At 38.6% G+C, this 23907-nt stretch carries 15 protein-coding genes and 2 pseudogenes; 14 read left to right on the top strand and 3 right to left on the bottom strand.

Annotated elements, in window-relative coordinates:
• Nucleotides 1-153: 153 nt before the first annotated feature.
• Genes AC2TDL_RS10255 through AC2TDL_RS10245 form a run of 3 tightly spaced genes read left to right on the top strand, consistent with a single transcriptional unit; the run spans nt 154 to nt 2138 of the window.
• A complete protein-coding gene (locus AC2TDL_RS10255) occupies nt 154-666 on the top strand; it encodes a PadR family transcriptional regulator (protein ID WP_484696046.1) in 513 nt (170 codons plus the stop codon).
• Between the two features lie 54 nt (nt 667-720).
• Nucleotides 721-1434 (top strand): ABC transporter ATP-binding protein, encoded by a 714-nt coding sequence (locus AC2TDL_RS10250; protein WP_484696045.1) that lies wholly within the window; start codon nt 721-723, stop codon nt 1432-1434.
• Nucleotides 1431-2138, top strand: coding sequence for an ABC transporter permease (locus AC2TDL_RS10245; protein ID WP_484696044.1), 708 nt, complete (start codon nt 1431-1433; stop codon nt 2136-2138). Before AC2TDL_RS10250 ends, AC2TDL_RS10245 begins: the two co-directional genes overlap by 4 nt.
• A gap of 210 nt (nt 2139-2348) precedes the next feature.
• On the opposite strand, the gene AC2TDL_RS10240 is transcribed toward AC2TDL_RS10245, so the two are convergent.
• Nucleotides 2349-3308 carry an IS30 family transposase gene (locus AC2TDL_RS10240; RefSeq protein WP_484696043.1) on the bottom strand — a complete coding sequence of 320 codons (960 nt, stop codon included), beginning with the start codon at nt 3306-3308 and terminating at the stop codon, nt 2349-2351.
• A gap of 136 nt (nt 3309-3444) precedes the next feature.
• Between AC2TDL_RS10240 and AC2TDL_RS10235 the strand changes: the two genes are divergently transcribed.
• Both AC2TDL_RS10235 and AC2TDL_RS10230 read left to right on the top strand, forming a co-directional pair.
• Nucleotides 3445-5538 carry a methyl-accepting chemotaxis protein gene (locus AC2TDL_RS10235; protein ID WP_484700958.1) on the top strand — a complete coding sequence of 698 codons (2094 nt, stop codon included), beginning with the start codon at nt 3445-3447 and terminating at the stop codon, nt 5536-5538.
• A 6-nt stretch (nt 5539-5544) separates the two neighbouring features.
• Nucleotides 5545-5785, top strand: a pseudogene (locus AC2TDL_RS10230) (transcriptional regulator); the annotation flags it as partial.
• A gap of 65 nt (nt 5786-5850) precedes the next feature.
• On the opposite strand, the gene AC2TDL_RS10225 reads toward AC2TDL_RS10230, so the two are convergent.
• A complete protein-coding gene (locus AC2TDL_RS10225; RefSeq protein WP_484700956.1) occupies nt 5851-6822 on the bottom strand; it encodes a cation diffusion facilitator family transporter in 972 nt (323 codons plus the stop codon).
• A gap of 585 nt (nt 6823-7407) precedes the next feature.
• On the opposite strand from AC2TDL_RS10225, the gene AC2TDL_RS10220 reads away from it, so the two are divergent.
• From AC2TDL_RS10220 to AC2TDL_RS10200, 5 genes are all read left to right on the top strand, one after another.
• Complete coding sequence (locus tag AC2TDL_RS10220; RefSeq protein ID WP_484700954.1) at nt 7408-8937, top strand: methyl-accepting chemotaxis protein; 1530 nt, start codon at nt 7408-7410, stop codon at nt 8935-8937.
• Nucleotides 8938-9070: 133 nt separating this feature from the next.
• Nucleotides 9071-9322 carry a transcriptional regulator SplA domain-containing protein gene (locus AC2TDL_RS10215; protein WP_484700952.1) on the top strand — a complete coding sequence of 84 codons (252 nt, stop codon included), beginning with the start codon at nt 9071-9073 and terminating at the stop codon, nt 9320-9322.
• Nucleotides 9315-10343 (top strand): spore photoproduct lyase, encoded by a 1029-nt coding sequence (gene splB / locus AC2TDL_RS10210; protein ID WP_484700950.1) that lies wholly within the window; start codon nt 9315-9317, stop codon nt 10341-10343. Before AC2TDL_RS10215 ends, splB begins: the two co-directional genes overlap by 8 nt.
• Nucleotides 10344-10644: 301 nt before the next feature.
• Nucleotides 10645-15807, top strand: coding sequence for a rhamnogalacturonan lyase family protein (locus AC2TDL_RS10205; protein ID WP_484700948.1), 5163 nt, complete (start codon nt 10645-10647; stop codon nt 15805-15807).
• Nucleotides 15808-16016: 209 nt separating this feature from the next.
• On the top strand, nt 16017-17525 hold the full coding sequence (locus AC2TDL_RS10200; protein ID WP_484700946.1) for a nitrilase-related carbon-nitrogen hydrolase: 1509 nt from the start codon (nt 16017-16019) through the stop codon (nt 17523-17525).
• Between the two features lie 143 nt (nt 17526-17668).
• Here the strand turns inward: AC2TDL_RS10200 and AC2TDL_RS10195 are convergent, their stop codons facing one another.
• Nucleotides 17669-18967: a Na+/H+ antiporter NhaC family protein gene (locus AC2TDL_RS10195; RefSeq protein WP_484700944.1), complete on the bottom strand. Its 1299-nt coding sequence runs from the start codon at nt 18965-18967 to the stop codon at nt 17669-17671.
• 281 nt (nt 18968-19248) lie between these two features.
• Here AC2TDL_RS10195 and AC2TDL_RS10190 point away from each other — a divergent pair, with 281 nt between their 5' ends.
• From AC2TDL_RS10190 to AC2TDL_RS10175, 4 genes and pseudogenes are all read left to right on the top strand, one after another.
• Nucleotides 19249-20877, top strand: coding sequence for an MFS transporter (locus AC2TDL_RS10190; RefSeq protein WP_484700942.1), 1629 nt, complete (start codon nt 19249-19251; stop codon nt 20875-20877).
• A gap of 187 nt (nt 20878-21064) precedes the next feature.
• Nucleotides 21065-21724 (top strand): annotated as a pseudogene (locus AC2TDL_RS10185) (glycosyltransferase).
• Between the two features lie 238 nt (nt 21725-21962).
• The gene (locus AC2TDL_RS10180; RefSeq protein WP_484700940.1) at nt 21963-22919 is read left to right on the top strand and encodes an ATP-binding protein; all 957 of its coding nucleotides are present in this window, start codon (nt 21963-21965) and stop codon (nt 22917-22919) included.
• Nucleotides 22920-22933: 14 nt separating this feature from the next.
• Nucleotides 22934-23800 carry a tetratricopeptide repeat protein gene (locus AC2TDL_RS10175; RefSeq protein ID WP_484700938.1) on the top strand — a complete coding sequence of 289 codons (867 nt, stop codon included), beginning with the start codon at nt 22934-22936 and terminating at the stop codon, nt 23798-23800.
• Nucleotides 23801-23907: the final 107 nt, after the last annotated feature.

The following is a 23907-nucleotide window of genomic DNA, read 5'->3' as shown; positions in this document are numbered from 1 at the left end:
CATTTTACCGTATCGTAAAGTGATGACTTTTTTATTTATCTTTTATCTATCGAGACATCACTTCAAAAAAATAATTTGGAGAGGATTGACAATAATTAACTGCTAATGTATTTTAAATATACAACGTTGGATATTTAAGGATGGATATATAAAATGGTTAGATTTGTTATCTTAAGCTTGCTTCGAATGAAAGAAATGCATGGCTATGAAATTCAAAATTTAATTCAGATGAGTCATATGGAGCTATGGACTAACCTGTTATCAGGTTCACTATACCATGCTCTAAACAATTTAGAGAAAGAAGGAAAAATAGAGACCGCACGTGAGGAAAGAACAGGGGCGCGGATTCGTAAAGTTTATCGAATTACTGCTGAAGGTGAAAAAGAATTTCACAGTGAATTAAAAAAGGCATTGTTATCGCCACCTGGAAGCACTAAGTCAGATTTTGCTTTAGCATTACCTTGGATTACGGATATACCTAAGGAAGAAGCAAAGGATCTAATTCTGCAAAACATTAAGCAAATCGAGCTCAATATTAAAAACTGGGAAACTGGCATGCAATATAAAGCTGAACAAAGTCCTTTAATCAGATGCAGCTTTGAACACGGGATTGAGAAACTAAAGTTGGATGTAGCATATTTACAAAAAATCATGGCAATGCTGTGATTTTATTTTTAGGACAATATCCAACGTTGGATAATCAAATTAGGAGGTTTTGTAATGCGGACATTTATTCAAGTGAAAGATGCAGAAATTTCGCTTAGAGGAAAAAAGGTTCTTAATCGATTAAGTTTGGATATTAAAGAAGGGGAAGTGCTTGCAATTATTGGACCGAATGGAGCAGGGAAGTCAACTCTGATTGATACTATGCTAGGTATAAAGAAGTTAGACAGTGGAACGATTACATGCTGGACGGATGATTTGCGAGGGAAGATAGGGGTTCAATTTCAAACTCCAACTTTTTTTCCAGGGCTGGACGTGCGGGATAATTTGAAGCTGTTTGCAGCAGTAAACGGAAAGTCGGTAACAGACAGAGAAATTGAGGAAGTACTAAGACATTGTCATTTAACGGATGCTGCACGTAAAGATGCGTATTATTTATCTGGCGGACAGCAGAAAAGATTAGCGATTGCGATTGCACTAATTCATCAACCACAGTTGCTTATTTTGGATGAACCAACCGCTGCACTTGATCCGATGGCAAGAAAGGAAATTAAATCGATGATTACAGAGCTTGCAAGGACTAATATGTCGATTGTGTTTACCTCTCATGATATGGGTGAAGTCAAGAAATTAGCAGATCGCATCGTATTTGTAATGAATGGGCAAGTATGTCAACAAGGGACGTTGGAGGAGTTACTTTTTGCTAATCAAACGGAGGATTTAGATGAATTATACGAATTAATGTTCAATAAAGGGGGAAATGTTCGATGAATAAGGTATTGTTTTCATTGATTGCGAAATCAATTTATAAAGATTCTTATATGATGGCATGGTCGATATTGCTGCCATTAGCGCTGTTTATTGGTTTAGGTATTTATCATCAATCTGAAAGCTATCGAGAAAATTTATTAGTGGGTAGTATTCTTGTCAGTCTCGTTATGGGGACGATTAATACATCCGGTTTTTGGTTAATGATGCAACGTAAACGTGGGGTTTTTAAGCTAATTAAGCTATCCTCGCTATCTATTACGAAATTCGTTTTCTATTCTGTACTGGCACGACTGTTAGTCTTTGAAATCATTACGGTGATGCTAATATTAATAGGAAACCTGCTTTTTGCGTTGAAAATAGGAATAATTAGTGCGTTGTTGCTAATTAGCTTAACGCTAGTGGGAGTTCTTTGTTTCAATTCAATCGGTTATATTATTGCTAGTCGAGCTAGAAATGAAGGAATGATGAATATGTCATCTACTTTATTTTCTATGCCAATGATCTTCTTAAGCACTGCATTTTATTCATTAGAGCGTGCACCACGCTGGATAACTATTATTAGCAAGTTTAATCCTGTAGAATATGCCGCATTAATCGGAAGAGCTGCAATCGTAGAGGAAGTTGCTACACAAGCTTTAATAATACTTGTATCTATTGCTATATTATGTAGTGTCGTTGCAGTAAAAACCTTTCGCTATGAGTAAAATATAAAAAATAGAGTAGCCTTCAACAAAGAAATACAAAATTATCAAATAGAATGTAATGGATAAATGAACTCAGAACAAGAAATTAAGAAATTTATTTTACATTATTAATCAATTTTTTGCTAATTTAATGAATTTTTCACTTTTCTTTATCCATATTATTCAATTTAGTTGGTAATTAATATATACTAGTATTTATGGGATAGATTGTCAAGCTAAGTGCGACAACTCTTCCATAACTGCCTCATGAGAAGTTTTCCAATTCAGACATTTGCGTGGTCTATGGTTAATTAAATCCAAAGCACATTGAAGTTCAGCTTGATCAACGGTGTTTAAGTCGTACTTCTTAGGAAAGAATTCTCGGAGAAGTCCATTTGCATTTTCGTTACTGCCTCTTTGCCAAGATGAATATGGATCAGCAAAGTATACCGTCAAGCCATGCTCTTCTAACAATGCTTGATGGCAGGCGAATTCCTTTCCACGGTCAACGGTAGCTGTGAGCATAGGCAACGCGAGTTCTTCTAGCACCGTAGCAACCGCTTGCTCCATAGATGCCGCTGAACGGTCTGGCATTTTTACAGCGTGGTAATAGCGTGTTTTTCGCTCAACAAAAGTAGCCAAGCAGCCTTTACTTTTACCACGGCTAGAAACGACAGTATCAAGCTCCCAATGACCAAAGGATTCACGTTGCTTCACTTCTTTTGGACGTTGCCTGATGGATAACCCGAGATTAAAGCGACCTCTGCTTTCACGAGGCTTTCTACGCTTTCCCTTCTGTCGTAAGAAGATGGTGTTCCCTTGGACTAGCCTACCTTGGTAAATCCAGCGGTAAATGGTTTTGAAGGATACCGCTTGCTCAGGATAGTCTTGTTTCATGCGCCCTTCAATTTGTTCTGGGGACCACGTTGCAGCCAAGGTTTGAGTAAGGTAATGTTCTCTTTCTTTCGTCCACTTCCCTTTAGGCTTGCTTTGCATGCGTTTGCGCTGGTAATCTGCTTGCGCATCGCTAGCCTCATAAGCAGAAGACGAGGTATTCAAACGATGAAGCTCACGAGACACCGTAGAATGATGGCGTTTGATCTGCTGTGCAATGGCTCTCGCACTCCAGCCTAAATGAAATAATGTTTCTATTTTTATACGCTCGTTTATGGTAAGATGTGTATAGCTCATGACGAGCCTCCTTGTAGATGGTGTGTGGTAACTTCATTCTACACGAGTTTTCGTCATGGGTTATTTTTTTAGGTGTCGCACTTCATATTACAATCTATCATGGTTTAAAATATATACATCTTTGTTGGAGGCAGCTATGAAAATTTTTAATCCTGTTATTAAGCTTTTTAATCGTTTTAAGTACGCGCAGAAGTTTAGTATTATTGGTCTTGTTTTATTAATTCCATTATTTGTAGTGAGTTTATTATATTTAGGTACATTAAACGATGAGAAGAAAACGATTGAAAAAAGACTGGAAGGTGCTAAATATAGTATAGAATTTAAAAATATATTGTATCTTACTCAGAAGTCACGAGCACTTAATGTATCCTATTTAACTGATTTATCTGTAAAACAAGCATTAGATGAAACAACTGAAACATTATATACATATTTTGAAAATATTGAGGAACTTTACTCACAGTCAGAGTACGATTTTGATACCTATAACGATTTTCATGCCATTCATGAAAAGTGGGATGAACTGAAGGATACAGCATGGGCAAGCTCCGAGGAAGTTATTACAGCATATGGTGAACTAAATACGGATATTATAAGTTTAATGACAAAAGTAAGTAATAACTCAGAGCTCATCTTATCAAGATCTAAGGAAGTGTATAATCTAATTTATAACGCTACAATTGAACTACCTGCATTAACTGAGAAGTTAGGGCATATGCGTTCTTTAGGTGTAAGTATCATTAGTAATGTTACAGATGGGGATAAGTTTAATGAACAGCTCGAAGATTTAAATACGATGTATTATCCGATACAGGATTCATTATCAAGAATTCACTCAAATTCGCAAGTAATGTTTAATAATCCAGTAATAGCAGATTCCTTGCAATCAGTACTAGAAGAAGTGGAATTGAGTATAAATAATTATTTAAGTATAGTACCAGAAGTAGCAGATAGAACAACTACCTCTACTTATTATTACAAAGTAGCTACAGAAGCAATTGATCAAAATTTCAATTTTTATGAAGCAAGCCTTAACACCTTGAAATCTATTATAGATAAGCAGACTAAGCAGATTAATTTTAATATTACGATGATATTTAGTATTTTAGTCGCTGTATTTCTTCTTATTCTATATCTATTTACTAGTTTATCCTTATCGATTCGTCAAAGTATACAGCAGTTGGAAGAAGGAGCAACAAAGGTTGCAAACGGCAATTTAAAGGTAGCTATTGCTCTTCATACTAAGGATGAAATGAATAATGTAGAAATTGCTTTTAATACGATGACGAAGCAATTAAAATCGCTGGTTGAGCAAATTACAAACAGTGCATTGCATGTTGCATCATCAAGTGAAGAATTAAGTGCAAGCTCTGAGGAAGCAACTGCTTCAGTCGAGCAAATTACAGGTGATACGAATCATATTGCATCAGAAATGCAAAAGCAAGTCGTAAGTTTAACTGAAAGTTCGCAGGCAATGAATGAAATGGTGTTAGGAATTGAACGTATTGCTGAAAACAGCGTAAATATTTCCAGTTTAACAACTGAAACAACAGGCTTTGCTAAAGAAGGTCATGTTACGGTAGGAAATGCATTAGAGCAAATGATGACGATAGAACAAACTGTAGAACAATCGAGCAATAAAATTAACGAGCTTCATGAGAAATCAGCTAAAATTAATGTAATCGTGAAAATGATATCGGAAATTGCTAAGCAAACAAACTTGCTTTCTTTAAATGCAGCAATAGAAGCAGCGCGGGCTGGAGAACACGGTAAAGGTTTTGCTGTTGTAGCAGATGAGGTACGTGAATTAGCTGAACAGTCTCGTGAATCAGCTTCACAAATTATCGAACTCGTTCAATCGATTCAAGCAGATACGACTGATTCAGTAGAGATGATGAATCATGTTAAAGATAGTGTTAAAGCAGGAATTAAAGTAACAGAGGATGCTGCATATAAATTTGGGCATATATTAGAATGCATGAATACTTTAAATCCGCAAACGGATGATATTTCTGCAACGACGACTGAGTTTTCTGCTCAAGCGGAACAAGTATCGCTATCTATAAAAAATCTTCTTCGGATGGTACAAAATTCTAATGAAGTCACTGGTAAGATTGCTATTTCTACAGAGGAGCAGCTTTCGGTTATGGAAGAGATTACTTCTTCTGCAACGTCTCTTTCTGAATTAGCTGAATCATTACAGATATTAGTGAAGAAGTTTGAAATATAGTGAAATGTAAACATAAATGTGCACAAGTTACTTGCGGAGGGAGAGAAAAATGTATATGAACTTCAAACTCTTATTGGTTCAGAAGGCTCCGCAGTTTCACAGCAGTTAAGTATATTCATTAAGAGATCCGATGATTAATGATCTGTTAATGATCGCTCGTCAAATTTTTAATAATCATTTAATTGAAACGATTTCGATGCTCGATAAGTTTAATGAAGACGATGAGGAAAGCGCAGAGAAACAATAAGCTTAGCCAATAAAAAAGAAGCATGAGGAACGAAGGTTCCATTATGCTTCTTTTCATTTATATCATTATTTAGCAGGAATAGGGTTTGACCATGATTTGACACCGTCATCTTCGACAAATTCGATAATGACATCTGTGACACCTTTCATTGCTAAAAGCTCTTTTTCAATTCGATCTTTAATGGCAATAGCCTCGGCTACTGTTATCGAGGTATCGATTTCAAGCTTCATTTCAAGATGATAGTCTTCGCCTTCTTTCATGGCATATAGCACGCGAATATCTCTAATTTCTGGATTAGTGTAAATGTAATCTGCAATGATGTTCTCCATTTCGTCATCAGCTTCGCTTAGCACGCCCTTCGCATTGTCTAAGAACACTTTGCCTACAACATAGAACATCATAACCCCGATAATAATGGATGCCACACCTTCCGCAGCGTGCCAGCCTGCAAAGTAGGATAGTAAAATACTGATAATTGCAATAATGCCGCCAGAAGTTGCAACTAGGTCCTCCATAAACACAAGTTTCGTAGCTGGTTTAGCTTTACCTAAGTAGGCAAAGCTCTTAATAAAAATGGATAGCCCGTTTGCTTTTACACCAACCTCATGTAAAACTTCCTTCATTGCTTTGAATAGAACGAATGATTCCAAGCCTGCGCCAAACAATAAAACGACGATATTTATAATAATCGACTTACCGTCAGATTCAACAGGGTGAAGAATATGATGATAACCCTCTTTAATCGTTTCATAACTCATTATCCCTACAATAAGTACTGCACCTAACAAAACTAAGTTAACTAATCGACCAAAACCGTTCGGATAACGGTCAGTGGGCATTTTTTTACTTAATGCGCTGCCTATGTATACGAATAGTTGATTGGCAGCATCACCGAGTGAATGCATCGTTTCAGCAAACATTGCGACATTTCCTGTTAAGAGAAATGCTCCCCCTTTGAGCAGTGCAATAAGTGAATTTACAATTGCAGCAATTAGTGCAGATTTATTACCTTTTCTTAAGAGTCCTTCTTTTTTCATATACCCTCCCAAAATAACTGTTGCAGTTTCACATCATATGAATCGTTTTTGATTGCAAGCCTCTATTAGCAAACAACAGTTCATACCGTTGATTCCTGCATTTTGTGATTATAATTACCACTTTCTAACTTTAATATATACTTAAAAAAATTATTTTTCCAATAGTATTTTTCATAATGATTATTTATATCCAAACTCCTTAATCTCCTCTAAAATATGGGTTGTCTCCATTTAATCCATATGTCTTAATCCATAAATGCTTTTTCAGCTACATGTCATATATTCATTTGTAACTAAAATTATGTGATTTATAGCACAGTATATTAGTCTCTAATCATTTAGAATAAATTCAAAAATAATATGCATTTTTAGTGATGAGTTTACATAGATACATAAATTTTTAGTAACAAAATAGAAAATCATCCTTTATCAACAATAATTTTGTCCAAAATAATGAATAGTTTTTTTGATTTTATTGACGTAATTATTTATTTTTATAATACAATTGTCGATTATTAAGTTAAGAATACTCAAATTTGCAAGGAATGAAGATTTGAGAGACATCATAGATAAGGAGAACAACAAATGATCTTCAAATTAGGCAGCAAGAATGACAAAAATGGAAGTAATTACGACGTTTTATTTTTAAACGAATTAGAGCGTTATGTTGAGCAGTTAGAAAACAATAGTGAGGCTAATTTTCGACTAAGAAACACAGAGCATCAATATGTAGAACGTTTAAACGCTCTAATAAAAAGAATTTCAACAGTAATGGAACAACGCGTTAATCTTCCTACCCTACGCTTAAATATGATTAAAGATGCCATTAATATTGGGCAATGGGAGCTAAATATCGTTGCAGGTGATCCTGTTAACCCTGCTAATGAACTAATCTTCTCTGATGATTTTAGAAGGATGCTTGGCTTTGAAACTGAGCAAGAATTTCCTAATAAAATGGACAGTTGGTCCGATCGCCTGCATCCAGAAGATAAAGAAAGAGAAGTGCAATATTTTAGTGACTATATGCTGGATAGAACTGGCGAGGAGAAATATAATAGAGTATACCGCTTGCTTACGAAATCTGGTGAATATAGATGGTATCAAGCTATTGGTACAACTGTTCGTGATAAAAAAGGAACACCGATCTTTGTAGCCGGGGCGTTTTACGATATTCATGATAAAAAACTTAGCGATGAGAAGCTTGAAGCTCTAATGACAAGATATGATCTTGTCAATCGAGCATTAACAGAGGCACCATGGGATTTAGTTGTTGTTGAAGGAGATCCGTTAAACCCTGACAATGAATTCTGGTGGTCTGATCAGTTTAGAGAAACACTTGGTTTTGAAGGTGAACATGATTTTCCTAATAAAATGAGCAGCTGGATTAATCAAGTGCATCCAGAAGATGTGGATCAAGCACTCGGAATTTTACAAAATCATATCCTAAATGAAAGAGATAAGTTCAGCTATACAATGACGTATCGCATGGCATCCAAATCTGGTGAATATCGCTGGTATCAAGCGGGCGGAGCAACCCAGCGTGATGAACATGGCAATGCAATACGTGTAGCAGGTACAATTCGAGACATTACACATCAAGTCGTTAAAGATGAAGTCATTCGTCAAGTAAACGTTCAGATGAATGGATTATTTGAAGCGATTAACGATATCGTTCGCGGTATCGTGTCTGTTACAGAACAAGCACAGGATATTGCAAACGTCCAAGAACAATCTCATCAAACTGCAGTTAAAGTTAAAGCACAAACAGACGAAACAACCGCAATAACTTCTCTTATTAAAGAAGTAGCCGAACAAACGAATTTGCTTGGATTAAATGCTTCAATCGAAGCAGCGCATGCAGGTGAAGTAGGTAGAGGATTTGCGGTTGTAGCGAATGAAGTAAGAAAACTTGCTGATCATAGCAGAGGAGCTTCAATTAACATCGAAAAAACGATGCAAGTAATGAAGCAAAATATTGATGAAATTATTGAGACTATTGGCAGTATGTCTACATTAACTCAGGCACAAGCTGCATTAACAGAAGAGGTTAATGCTTCAGTAGAAGAGTTAAGTACGATGTCAGAGGAATTAGTAAGCATTTTACACAAGCTGTAGCTTAAAAATAACGAGATGGCTTTCAAATGTGGAAAGCCATCTTTTTTATTGCTTAAGATCATTTCTAAGCTTGAAAGCATATTTATGGTGTTTTCGTACAAACTAACCAAAACAGAGAAAAGGGTTGGTATATGTGTCGGAATTTCAACCTGGGCAAGTCGTATATGTCATTGTTCGAAACCCACATGTTCAAGGAGTAGCAAATGTGCAGGAAGCAGCGGTTGTAATGGATCCGAATTCGCCTGGTAATCTTGCATTGTTTATGTATGAAAACTACTATCCATTAAACGAGGAAATTGCGGTATATCAAACGGCAAGTGAGGCAGAAGCTGCTTATCAAGAAGCGTTTGGATACGAGGAGGACATGGAGGGACTCTATGGTTAAGCCGTTTGTTCCTCAATTAGTTTACGTTGAACCAAGAGCATTGGAGTACTCCCTTGGCAAGCAATTAATTGCAAAGTTTGAGCAAATGGGTATTGAAATTAGGGAGACGACTTCACATAATCAAATTCGTAACTTACCTGGAGATAATGATCTGCAAAAATATCGGATTGCGAAGTCTACCCTTGTTGTAGGCGTAAGAAAAACGCTTAAGTTTGACACCTCCAAGCCTTCTGCGGAGTATGCAATTCCGCTAGCAACGGGCTGCATGGGTCATTGTCATTATTGCTATTTACAAACTACGATGGGGAGTAAGCCATATATTCGCACCTATGTTAATCTAGAGGACATTTTTGCAGCAGCAGAGCAATATATGAAACAACGAGCTCCTGAAATTACAAGGTTTGAAGCCTCCTGTACCTCGGACATTGTAGGGATTGATCATTTAACGCATTCATTAAAAAAAGCAATTGAATTCATTGGTCAAACCGAGCTAGGAAGATTGCGCTTTGTTACGAAATTTGAGCATATTGATCATTTGCTTGATGCAAAGCACAATGGAAGGACGCGTTTTCGCTTTAGTATGAATGACGATTATATTATTAAAAATTTTGAACCAGGCACATCACGACAAGCAGAGCGAATGGAAGCTGCACGAAAAGTAGGGGAAGCGGGTTACCCATTAGGTTTTGTTATTGCCCCAATTTATTTGCATGAAGGGTGGAAGGAGGGCTATAAGACAATGTTCGAACGTCTAGAATCTGTACTTTCTCCGACCGTAAAAGACAATGTAACATTCGAATTAATTCAGCACCGCTTTACGAAGCCTGCCAAAAATGTTATTGAAAAAAACTACCCAATGACGAAGCTTGAGCTTGATGAAACAAAGCGTAAATGGAAATGGGGACGTTATGGTATTGGTAAATATGTCTACACCGATCAAGAGCAGGAGGATATAAAAGCAACGCTTGGTCGCTATATCCAAGAATATTTCCCAAGGGCTACTATTGAATATTTTACCTAGTTAATGAAAAACACCAGTCCAATGAGACCGGTGTTTTTTAATTGCTTGCGCTTAAAGTCACTTAAATGTTAAAGCAATAAGAATTTATTACGGCTTGGGCAAAAAAAGTGAACTGTGGCAAAAATGTAAGCATGCAACATAATCAAAATTGATAAGGACAATCAATTCGTATAATTTACTGAGGATTTAGTGTCAAATTATAATGAACACAATTTCACCTGCTGTATAAGTGTTCCAATTGAAAGCGTTTTACTTATGCGGCTATATGGCGAGATTAAATTCGAAGTTAGGAGTGAAGTGGATGAAGAGTAGGTTTAAAAAGTACATATCTGTCTGTCTAATTGCCTCCTTGCTTGTTATGCTCATGCCAACTGTTGTGTTGGGTGAAGAGAATGGAGGAAGCGATGAGCTAATACAGGTAGGCAGCACATTGGATTTTGAAAATGGTGAGCTGGTAGGAACAGTAATCGATGCTCCTGCTGCTCAAGGACCGGGCTCCATTACGGTAGCTGACTTCGATTCTAAAGTACTCCGTGTTCAGCCGCCATCAAGTGGCGGGGCAAGTTATCGGTGGATTTTGCCACTGGATAGCGGTGAGTATAATTTAGTTGATAATGACTTGGTTGAAATTACTTTTGATTGGTGGGTAGACATTACTCGGCCTAGCAATAATACAATGGACATTTCCTTAAATGATGGGAACAATCGTGTGCTGACACTTCGCAGTGCTGGTGGAGGAACATCCATTAACTCGCCAGCGACAATCTCTTATTATTCTGGTAATGCCACTGGAAGCAATGCACCAGAGGCAGGAGATGTCATTACTGCATTGACCAATGTACCTCGCTTGACTAAGCTAACAGCAACGTTAAATGTCGATCTTAGACTGAAAACAGCAATGATTAGTTTATCGGATGATAATGAATTAACTTATACATCCCCGCAGCCAGTGCCGATTTCTGCAGAACAATTAACTAGTATAAGTGTTGGCGTAACTCGTGCTAATGGAGCTAACTGGGCAAGATTTAATGCTGTTGACGGCGTAGAGTGGGATGAAGATAGTTATGGAATGCGTATCGATAATATTGTCATTAAGGCAGCTTCCTCAGGTTTAGAGAAGCCAGAAATTGCGCCAACTGCTGTGACGATCTCGCCTGAGTCTGCTAATTTAGAATATGGTGAAGGTTCACTTGATACGAAGCGTTCAGCAACCTTCAATGCAATAGTATGGCCAATTAATGCCGATGATAGATCGTTTACATGGTCGATTAGTGATGAGAGTATTGCTAGTATAGAAGTCAATGATGATAGCGTTACAGTAACAGCAGTTGGTGAAGGAGTTGCAACATTAACAGCTACATCTAACATGAAAGAGGATGTTCAAGCGAGTGTACAAATCGATGTTGCTTATATCCCGCCAATTTCAGAGCCAACCCCTGATTTTACAGAGTTGCTAGCTGATGGATATACTCAGGTGTTTGGAACAAACTTTGCAGGCGATGCGGAGGTGCCGCTATCGATTTTTGCGGGAGGAACGTACCATTCGCTTGCTAGAGAGGACATACCGAAAGTGAACAATTACTTCAGATTTGATGCTTCTGGCTCTGGAAACCGCGGCGGACAGGGGAATTTTCCTGAAGCCATTTCGGGAAGTAAAATACTTGTTCATTTTGATTGGAAGGTTCCAGCAGTTTCGACTGCACAAAATACGTTTAATGTAAGCTTACAGGATGGCTCCAATGTTTTGTTTAGTTTACGCACTGGAACATATCGCGGAGAAAGGACAATTGGTGCGTTTACAGGAGAACTTCCTGGACCGACAGGACCTGATCCGACGAATTTTTGGAGCAGTGAACGTTACAAGGCATTTTCCTATAACGATGTGAATATATGGTATACCGTTGATATTGAGCTTGATTTTGAAACGATGATTGCTACTGCTTCCCTTGTGCCACGAGATGATGCTGAGGCAGAGCCATCCGTGTTGAGTATGCCTTTTGCAGGAAGTCAGATTCAATCATTTGTACTTACTGGTGAACGTGCAGCTGGAAACAACATTAATATTGCAGATAATGGAGTTGATAATTTGTATATTTTTACAAAGCAGCTTGCAGGTGACACGATAACAGAGGTATTACCATATGATTTCTTGCCAGAAGTTCCTGCGACAGCAGATAAAAATTACTGGCAAAGCTGGTTTAAAACAGTCTATATCGGAGAAGTTGCTAATGAGGAAGAGCTTGAGCTTCCAGAAACAATTAAAGTTAGAGTTGCAAATGGATCTGTTCAATCAGTCGGCGTCATTTGGGAGGTAGTTGAGACTCCATGGTCATTAACTGAGGGAGATTTACAATATGATCCGAAGCAACAAGGCGTATTTGCCTATGCAGGAACGCTTGTCAGTGAACCAGGCGTAGCGGTCAATCGGATGGGAATTAAAGCAAAGCTGTATATTGAAAACCGCCACAAAAATAAAATTACCTCTGCACCGTACTCAATGGAATGGCTAGATAGAGGAGTCGTAGCCGTTCCTGTCAACGAGGGAGAAGGTATTCTTGTAACATGGCGCTTGCTAGCCTCGGAATATAACAAAGCGTTAACCTTTAACATATACAGAAATCAAAGCAAAATTAATTCATCTCCAATTGAAACGCTAAATTATATTGACGCTGAAGGTAAGCCAGGCGATGTTTATGTCGTGGAAACGATTAATACGGGTGTAAAAAGTAAGCCAGCAACTGCATGGGAAAATAATTATATCGATATTCCATTACAGAAGCCAGCAGATCGCACTAATCCTGCCCGTGCATATGGAGCTAATGAAGATAGTGCAGAGGATATTACCTATACAGCCAACGATATGTCAGTGGCTGATGTTAATGGAGATGGCCAATATGAAATTCTCGTTAAATGGTATCCATCACAGGCACAAGATCCTGGCCTAACAGCACGGCATACAGGTGAGACCATTTTTGATTTATATACGCTTGAAGGTAAACTTCTTTGGAGAATAAATTTAGGCATCAATATTACTTCCAGCGCGCATCATAGTCCGTTTAACTTCTATGATCTCGATCAAGACGGTAAGGCTGAACTAGCGATAAAAACAGCGGATGGCACTCGAGTTTATTTACCGAAAGAAGATGGCACGATTGATGATTTGAACGATACGCCAGCTTGGGTATTAGGGAGTCCAGAGGCGGTTTGGGTTGGCGGTGTACAGAATCCAGCTACTGGAGAGTACAATGACTGGGCAACGGGCAGAGTTGCCGCTGGTCCAGAAAGATGGACAGTATTTAACGGAGAAACAGGAGAACCAATGGATACTGTCGATTACTTTGCTCCATACAATATTACAAGCAACTGGGGCGACAACAATAATAATCGCAGTGATCGATTCAATGGGGTAGTTGCCTATATGCCGAAAAATGGTATAAGCGGGGCAGAGCCGTATCCAACAGTAATTGAAGTACGTGGTCATTATGGTCCGCACTTTGTAGCAGCGTATCAGTTTATTGGCGGAAAAATTATAAAGCTTTGGGATTTTAAATTAGCGGATTGGAACGCAGGAAGTAGTCAAGGCAACCATAACCTGGCTGCCGCTGATTTAGACTTTGATGGCTATTCCGAGGTTGTGTTAGGCTCACTTACGTTAGATCAGAATGGCAGCATTTTATGGAGTACAAACGGAACTAGAGGAACAGTCGCAGCAGGTCATGGTGATGCCCTACATGTAGCAGCAATGGTTCCTGACAATGATGAAATCTATGTATTCTCACCACATGAAGCAGGGCCGCCCAATAACGTAACCTTAGTTCGTGGCTCAACAGGTGAACCTCTATGGACATATTCAGCCAATGTAGGGGATGTTGGACGTGGCGTAGCTGCCAATGTAACCGCATTGCCGGGATATGAAGTATGGGCGATTAATACCCCAATGTACAATATTGTAAGTGGTGCAGTATTAACGACTGATGTTGGTGGCATTGGTGTTATGAACAAAGCTCCTGTTAATTTTGTTTTGTATTGGGATGGAGATTTGCTTAGTGAATTCTTCGACGGCGCAGATAATTCAAGCGTTACCGATCCGCCGTCGATTACAAAGTTTAATTATAATATTGAAACTGGAGAAAGCGATCTTGCAACGCTTTTAACGTTAACTGGAGCTTTCTCCAATAACGGAACAAAAGCGAATCCTGGTCTAATTGCAGATATATTTGGTGATTGGCGTGAAGAGGTGCTTGTTCGTACAAGTGATAACAAAGCTCTAAGAATTTATACGACCGACATTCCAACGGACCACGTCATTTACACATTAATGCATGATCCTGTATATCGTTTATCCGTAAACTCGCAAAACGCTATGTATAATCAGCCAACTCATCTCGGTTTTTATCTAGGTGAAGATATTGCAGATAAAGTGCAGGCAATGCAGCTTCCGCTACCAAATTTGTACTATACGGTGAAGTCTGCAATTACGCCAACAGCAACTACATTTTATAGAAATGATCAAGCAGATATTAAAGTAACGATAACGCTAAATGGTAATACACTAACAGCAATTAAGTACGGGGATATAGTGCTTTCAGAGGAACATTATAGTGTTGGCACGGTAACTGCAGACGGCAAGCAAGAGGTTATATTAAAACGCAGCTTCCTCAGAACATTATCTAAGGATACTGCTTTAACCTTCTTATTTAGTGCAGGAGAATCAGCAGAACTGATCATTACGCTAGCGACAAAAAATACGGACGCACCTAGTCCAACGTTAAGTCCTAGCCCATCGCCAACTCCAAGTGCTACGCCAAGCCCTAGTCCTTCTTCCAGTCCAGCTTCAGAGAAGCCAACGTTAAAGCATGATTTGACTAATGCCGAAGAATTAAAAGCGAAATTGCAGCAGGCACTTCAAGAAAAAACTCCAGCAAGCTTCGCTGATGTAAGCAACGATGATTGGGCTGCACAAGCGATAGCATACGCTGCACAGCTTGGTATCGTTGAAGGCTATCCTGATCGTACATTTAAAGGAGCAAAACATGTCACACGTGCTGAATTTGTAGTGATGGTTGTCCGTGCTTTAGGCCTCGACACAAGTAGTGAGACATCTAGTTTCATAGATACCGAAAGTCATTGGGCAAATCGTATGATTGGAGCTTTACAGCGCGCGGGCATTTTACAGGGAACAGGTAATGGTCAATTTAAGCCTGACGAAGAGATTACTCGTGCGGAGATGGCAACAATTTTAGCAAGGGTGCTTAATCTAAGTTCTGACAATGGTTCTTCCGAATTTACTGATCTTAACGGTCACTGGGCGGAAGGTTCTATTAAACGCTTGAACCAAGCAGGCATTGTGCTCGGTGTTAGCTCCGACCGATTTGCGCCAAACGAAACTGCAACTCGTGAGCAGTCGGCAGCAATCATCGTACGAATGCTAAATATTGTCCTAGATCTTGGGCTAACGCTATAATTGCAGGTTTTGCGAGATACGCCTGTAACTGACTGTGAACCAACTCTTTAGCGAACTGCACTCCAATGGTTAGGAAGTAGCTAATCTTGGAGTGCAGTTTTTTATTGAGGTCCAACTTATTTATAAAAATTCAGTTAGACAAATGAATCTGTTACTCTTAAAATCAAACTAGCTTGTAAAATTCAGACAAAAGGAGCCAATTAACCACTGTGAATCTATTAATTTCTTATGTTCTTGCTAGTTTGTCAGGGCTTTTATTGGTGTTTAGTATGCCAGGCTATGATATTCCAATATTCGCTTGGTTTGGTTTTGTTCCACTTTTCCTTGCATTAAAAGAGAAAAGCTCAGGACATGCTTACTTGCTTATTAATTTATGTACCATTATTTGGTCAGTTGGAACGCATTTATGGTATCCTGCGATTTTTGGCTGGTCTGGCTATTTCATTATGATCGCAGGAGGAGTATTTTATGGCGCCATCTTAAAAATGGGCTATGATATGAGTCTGCGTATTCATAGATGGTATCGGATATTTGCAATCCCAGTTACATTTAGTGTACTGGAGTGGGTAAAAACGATTATCCCATTTACAAAAACATGGTGGATTGAGTTATTAGCAAAGTCGCAATGGACCATGCCAGAAAATTTACAGTTGCTTTCTATTACAGGGTTTATCGGTTTGAGTTTTATTATTATGCTGACGAATGTTGCATTAGCAGAGGTAATTGCTTCATTTAAAGTGCGCCGAAATATAGCATTTCCGTTGCTCATATTGCTGCTTCCGATTATGAATACTGTTTCTGGGGCAATAATATTAAACCATCATAAGCAGGATCTAACAGAAAGACCGATTACGATTGGCGCTAATGTAGATCTTGTAAACCAGGATGCTGAAGTGATTGCTCTTGGCAGTCAGCAGCAAGCAGGTGATGGATATCTTGCAGATACACCAGAAATGCAACAGAAAATTTTTGAGATTAACAAGGAGCTTTCATCACAGCTTGTTGATCAAGCAGGACCTGTAGATATTATCGTTTGGGGCGAAAATGAGTTTATTAATCTTAAGGATGAGCAATTGTTGAAGCAGCTTGCATCTCTATCGAATGAGCTAAATTCGTACATAGCAGTCGATAGCGTATGGGAAACGGAGCAGGCAATGTATGATTCCGCGTATTTGATGTCTCCTGCTGGGGAGGAGGTCGGAAGAACACCTAAAATTTTTACGCTATGGGGAGAAGAAGCATTTGGTTTTTCTTCTGGACCAAGAGATTTTCCAGTATATGATACGCCTTATGGCAAAATTGCTCTAGCGGTTTGCTGGGATAGGCATGATGCTTCAATCTTGCGAGGTTATGCGTTAAATGGAGCGCAGCTTGCTCTAATTCCAGCGGATGATGACTTTAATGGCAATGCACAATTTCCTTACTTTGCCGCTAGTGATGCAGTTTTCAGAGCTGTTGAGAATCATTTAGCAATTGGTTCTGGCTCCACTTCAGGTATTGCCCAAGTGATTACTCCATATGGTGAAATGACTGCAATGAGCGGAGTGAACGAACGCCAGGCGATTGTTGGTGCTACCTTTACTGTAGATAAGCATACCTTTTATAGTAAATATGGTGATCTAATTGCTTATCTATTCAGTGCTTGTTTTATGATTATGCTCTTTATTTCAGAGCGCAATAAACGTAAGTTAAAATTGAGTAATCCTTATAAAATTTGACCAGAGATACTGCCGAGAACAATTGCATCTTGCTTCATAAAAGGTGCGATAGCACGTGCAGTTTTACATAACTATGTTATGAGGTGTAAAAAAGAAGCGCTGCTTTATTGCGTAGAAACAAGCAATAAGGCAGTGCTTCTTAATTAATCTGCTCTTTGCACAGTTTGCAGTTTTGACTTCGGATAACCAATTAAAATCGCAATAATCGCACAGATTGCAATCAACACAGGATAATAACAATATTGCACAATAAGGATTGGGGAAATTCCAGCTACGCCAGCAGCGACAATAAGCTGGGCACCGTACGGAATAATCCCTTGAATGGTACACGAAAAGATGTCCAAAATACTCGCTGATTTTCTCGGTTCAATCTCGTACTTTTCTGCAATATTTTTTGCTAGTGGACCAGAAATAAGAATAGCAATTGTATTGTTGGCAGTTGCTAAGTTAGTTAAGCTGACTAGCGCAGCCATCGCCAATTGAGCACCCTTTTTCGATTTAATACGATGAGTTGCTAGATGGAGCAAGTAATTGATGCCGCCGTTATGCTTAATAATTTCAAACATTCCCGCTATAAAAATAGCGAGCATAGCCATTTCAAACATTCCTGCCATACCTTCTCCAATCGCTTGAATAAATGATAGCAGAGAGTAACTTCCGTCAATTAATCCGATAACGCCAGTCAATAAAATGCCGCTTGCTAAAACGACAAATACATTAAAGCCGAGTAAAGCAAAAATGATGACAAAAAGATAAGGAATCATTTTAAACCAGTCGTATGCGGCGATATCAATAACCGCAACTTCTCCTAAAGTTATAAAAGTTAAAAGGATACAGGTTGCAATTGCCGCTGGGAGAACGATAAAGAAGTTTGCTTTAAACTTGTCCTTCATTTCAGCGCCTTGTGAGCGTACCGCAGTTATCGTTGTGTCAGAAATAAAAGATAAATTATCTCCAAACATTGCACCGCCAATAATCGTTCCCATCATTAACGTCATGGCAATATCGGTTTGATTAACGATACCAACTCCGATAGGAGCAAGCGCCACTATTGTGCCGACAGAGGTTCCCATTGCTAAAGAAATGAAGCAAGCAATAACAAACATACCAACCACTAATAAATTAGCTGGAACTATAGATAAAGCAAAATTCACAGTTGCCTCGACTGCGCCCATATTTTTCGCTGTTTGGGAAAAGGCGCCTGCTAATAGAAAGATTAGCACCATTAACATTACGCTTGGATTGCCTGCACCTTTCGTAAATCGATCGATTTTAGCAGAAATCTTTTCTTTTCTGTTCATCATAATTGCAACTGCAGATGCGAGCGAGATCGCTACCATTACTGGAAAAGCATAAAAGTCCTCTAAAATGATTCCTGCGCCGATAAACAGGCATAAAAAAACGATAAATGGGAATAAGGCTCCCACATGACCTTTATTCATTCATCAATTCCTCCTAAAGCCTCGTAATATTACGATTGCCAAAATTAAAAAGCCACATTCTTAGAAAACAAGAAGAGGCTTACATTGATGCATACATTCTATTTCTAACAAGACGATTTAGATTATAACAGAGAATGACAGAAGAGGCTAAATGTTTTAAATGGTTATTTTTTAAAAAGATAAAGCATAGAAAAGTTAACAATAAGCGAATGAATGTAAATTGAAAATCTTATTTTAAAGGTGTATGATGTGATGGAAAATAACGACATCACAAGGGGTGTATGCTATTGGCTAAAAAGTCATCTGAATTTTGGGCGCTACTGCTGTTCGCTATCGGTGTTTTTATGGCTCAGCTTGATAATGGGATCATTAGTGCCGCACTAACTACAATTAATCGCAACTTTGATGTGACGGATAACTGGGGTGCCTGGGGTATTACTATCTATACGCTGGGGTTATCAATTAGTTTGCCGATCGTCGGTAAATTATCCGATCGCTACGGACGAAAAAAGCTCTTTATCGTCGAAATAGCCTTATTCGGAATTGGCTCATTATTAGTTGCACTTAGTCCAACCTTTCAATTTTATTTAGTTGCTCGTTTAATTCAAGCACTTGGTGGTGGCGGGATCTTTATTATTGGTAACTCTCACATTTTAAGCACGGTAGAGCCTAGTAAGCAAGCAAAATATTTAGGCTTACTTGGCGCAATGAACGGTGTAGCAGCGATATTAGGGCCAAATGTCGGCTCATTCTTGCTTGATATGACAGGAAATTGGCATATTTTATTTTTAATTAATGTGCCGATCGCAATTGTCCTATTTATATTAGGTTTTATGAAGCTGGAGGAGTCCTCAGATCCAGCACCAGGACGATTGGATCTTGTCGGAACGATCATTTTATCGTTTGCGATACTGTCCTTAATGTACGGTTTGACCAACATCGAGGTGGATTTCTGGGCTAGCTTCCAACAATTTGATGTATTTGGCTATCTCGGTGCAGGTGTTATCCTGTTAATTGCATTAATTGCTTATGAATCCTATATTGAGAAGAAGAAAAAAGGCGACCCTATTTTACCAATTTATCTTATTAAACAGCCTCGTTTCTTAATGGTACTATTAATTGGTGCGTTATCGGGTGGCATGCTAGCAGGAATGATCTTTATCCCTGCATTTACGGAAAATGTACTTGGCATCTCTGCTGAAAAATCTGGTTACTGGATGACTCCTCTTGCTTTAGCTTCAGGAATTGGAGCAGGAATGGGTGGAGTGCTTGTTTCCAAGCGCGGACCTGTATTTTCAGTTATAATGTCTGGTTTAATTACAGCTATCGGTTTTGCCCTATTCCCGCTATGGATAGATACCAACTGGCAATTTATCGTTGCAAGTATGGTTGCAGGGGTAGGTATAGGGATTATTTTAGGAGCGCCGCTAAATATATTGGCAACCGAAGGATTACAAGCTAATAAGGGTACAGCACTTGCTTCCTTATCTTTATTGCGACAAATAGGGATGACTATTGCGCCAACGATTTATGCAGGCTTTATTGCACGCGGCTTTGGCCAATTGGGAGATCTGTTCAAAACGGATTTTCAACAAGTGCTACAAGATAATGTGGCACAGGCGAATTTATCAGAAGCTGCAATGGGAGAGCTGGCGCAAATTGGTCAGCAAATGTCTGCTGGCTCTGGTGCTTTTGATGAAAACATGATGACTGAAGTGGTTAACTCAATCCAAGATCCAGCATTAAAAGAGGTCATCTATAATAGTGTGGCGGAAATTACAAAGCGGGCTGCGGAAGTTGGCTACGGTGGCTTATATTGGTCAGCAGCAGTTATTGGTATATTAGCGATAATTGCAGCGCTTATTCTTATTCCTTTACGCGGTAAAGTGAAGGCTGCACAGGCAAATTAGTTATAGTGTACACATAAAAAAGAGGTGAACGTGAACGTTCACCTCTTTTTGTTTACTTGCCTAATCAGTATATTCTCATTTTTATGCAACAAAAAACTGTATTTATTGGAAAATTAACCTAATCTATGTTTTGAATAAAAAGGAAAAAGCGAGCAATAATAAGCGGAGTATATTTTTGAAGGAGAAGATGAATGTGAAAAGAAAGTTTGTGTTTTCTTTATTATGCTCACTACTGTTGAGTTTGTGCGTTTTTTTGGGAGGTACTGTATCAGCAACTAAAAATATTTCAACTAGCGAAATTGTTTGTATTTCGCCGCAAATGATGGAATTAAAAGCTGCAATGCAAAAGGGATGGATTAACCATACGATTTAGACAAGAAGTTATATCGTTAGCGCTTTAGCAAACCTTCCTGATCAGCAATTGGTGTTACAAAGATTATTACAGAACCAGCAGGACATTGGGGATCTGATTAAGCCTTATTATGGTGCGGAAGCGGGCGATAAATTGAGTGAGCTTTTGAAAAAGCATATTTCTATTGCAGGTCAAATTGTTGCGGCAGCTAAGGCAAATAATGAAGCAGAAGTGAAAAAATACAATGAAGCTTGGCATAAAAATGCAGATGATATTGCCAAATTTTTAAGCGATGCAAATCCGAACTGGAATTTTAAAACATTGCAGGAAATGCTTTATACCCATTTGCAATTAATTAATGAAGTTGTCGTTAGTCGTTTAAAAGGGGACTGGAAAAAAGATATTGAAGCTACAGATAAAAATGAAATCCATATGATCCATTTAGCTAACATTTTAACGGAAGGGATCGTTAAACAATTTCCTGATAAATTCTAGTGTTACGCTTCGAGATGAAGTCAGCCCAACAAAATACACTCATTCAAAGTAAAGCTGTTTAGCACGTCAGTTCTTACTGATTTGCATAACAGCTTTTTTATTTGAGCGTAGCTTCATTCTATTGCCGAGGCCAGCCCATTTATTTAATATAATAATATATTTTTACAAGCATTTAGAGGTATTGCGATTTTTTTATTTAATATACTAAAATGAGGGAAATGTTAAAGGTGGGGATTCTATGTCTGATTTTGATGAGTTAGCAGAACGACGTCGTAGAAGGTTAAAACTGATAGAGTTCGATTCAGAGAATCAAACGCTTGTTGAATCGGAAAAGCCGATGGAAACCTTTGAGGATGTAGGCGGCTTGGATGAAGTAAAAAAGAAAATTCGGATGAACTTCATTCTTCCTCTGAAACAGCCTGAATTGTTTGCTGCATACGGCAAGGAGGCCAGTGGCAGTCTGCTTTTATACGGACCGCCGGGATGTGGTAAAACATTTCTAGCCAGAGCTGTAGCAGGCGAAATTGACGCAAATTTTTTACATATCGAGCTGCAAGCAATTCTATCTATGTATGTAGGACAAAGTGAGCATAATCTTCATGACATTTTTGAAAAGGCTCGTCAACATAAGCCTTGTGTTATTTTTATTGATGAGCTAGATGCAATGGGTGGCAATCGACACCAAATGCGTCAACATCATGATCGCATGTTAGTCAATCAGTTATTGCTTGAACTGGACGGGCTGCAAGGTAAAAATGATCAAGTCTTTGTTATCGGTGCCACAAATACACCTTGGTATCTTGATTCTGCTCTTAGACGACCAGGAAGATTTAATCATATGATCTTTGTACCGCCGCCAGAAGAAGCAGAGCGGGAAAAAATTCTTCAGTTAAAATTAGTTGGTAAACCAACTGGTGCTCTTAATTTAGCTAAAATTGCTGCAGATTCGAAGTTTTTTTCTGGAGCAGATTTAGAGCAAATCGTTAAGGACGCGGTTGATTCAGCGCTTGAACGTACAATAGAAATTGGAGAGATCCAACCAATTACACAGGATGATTTAAAGAAAGCATTAAAGTCTAGAAAAGCAACAACACTAGATTGGTTTGCAACAGCAAAAAATTATGCGACTTTTAGTGATGTTAATAAGGACTATCAGGTTGTTCTTGACTACATGAAGCGAACTGGCATGAGGTAGGAGGAGCAAGCAAGATGCAGAATGAGAGGAACATCGATTATGCTGTGGTGCAGCAGCTTATTGAATGGAAACGATATAAGGAAGCACTTGCCGCAGCAGAAAAATTGCTTCAGCAAGATCCAGATGATGCTCATGTCTATGCGGTCATTGGTTGGATTCATTTATTAATGGAGCAATATGATAAGGCATTAGACTGGGCGCAACAATCTCTCAGTCGCGATCCAGAAAATACGTTAGCATGGTATGTTATCGTATTAGATTACTATGAAACAGGTAAAGAAAAAGAGTTTGAGAAGGCTGTGCAAGAAGCGCTTAGTATTGATCCTTATGAAAAGCATTATTATTACTTAAGAGGATCAATTTTAAATAAAAAAGGAAAATTTCAGGAAGCTAAAGAAGAAATTTTATTGGCTTTAGAAATTGATCCAGAATCGCCATTGTACTTATCCTTTTTAAGTTACTCTGAAGCATTATTAGGCAATAAAGAAGAATCTAAAAGCGCAGAGCAGCAAGCGTTGCAGCATGAAGCTGAAAATTCCTGGGTATTTTTGCATTTGGCATGGGCAGCAACTGAGCGAGGAGAGTATGATCTCGCTGAAACGTATATGAGCAGTGCCGTGCGGATTAACCCAGAGGATAAACAAATTCGTGATGAATATTTAGAGGCCTTGCAAAAAAAGAATAAGATCTATCGTGTCTTTTTATGGCCGTTTAAAAATATTCGCAGACTGAAACCATGGCAGATTTTTTTGATATGGTTTGTCGTTTGGACCTTTTTCAGGGCATTTGTACTCATTTTTATCGTATTATATATTCTTGCCCATTGGATAAGTAAGGCAGTCGTTCATATAAAAGTATTTGGCTGGCGACGTGGCAACTAGCCTTCTCATTTAGACTTAGAAATAAGTTTTCCGTACGCTCGAAGTACTCCGCCTTTAAATCCAGCTGCTTCGAGCATCAATCGCCAAATCCAGCTGGATTTAAAAAG

This window comes from Paenibacillus sp. plas6 (assembly GCF_057221655.1).
This window is presented reverse-complemented; position numbering and strand designations above follow the sequence as displayed.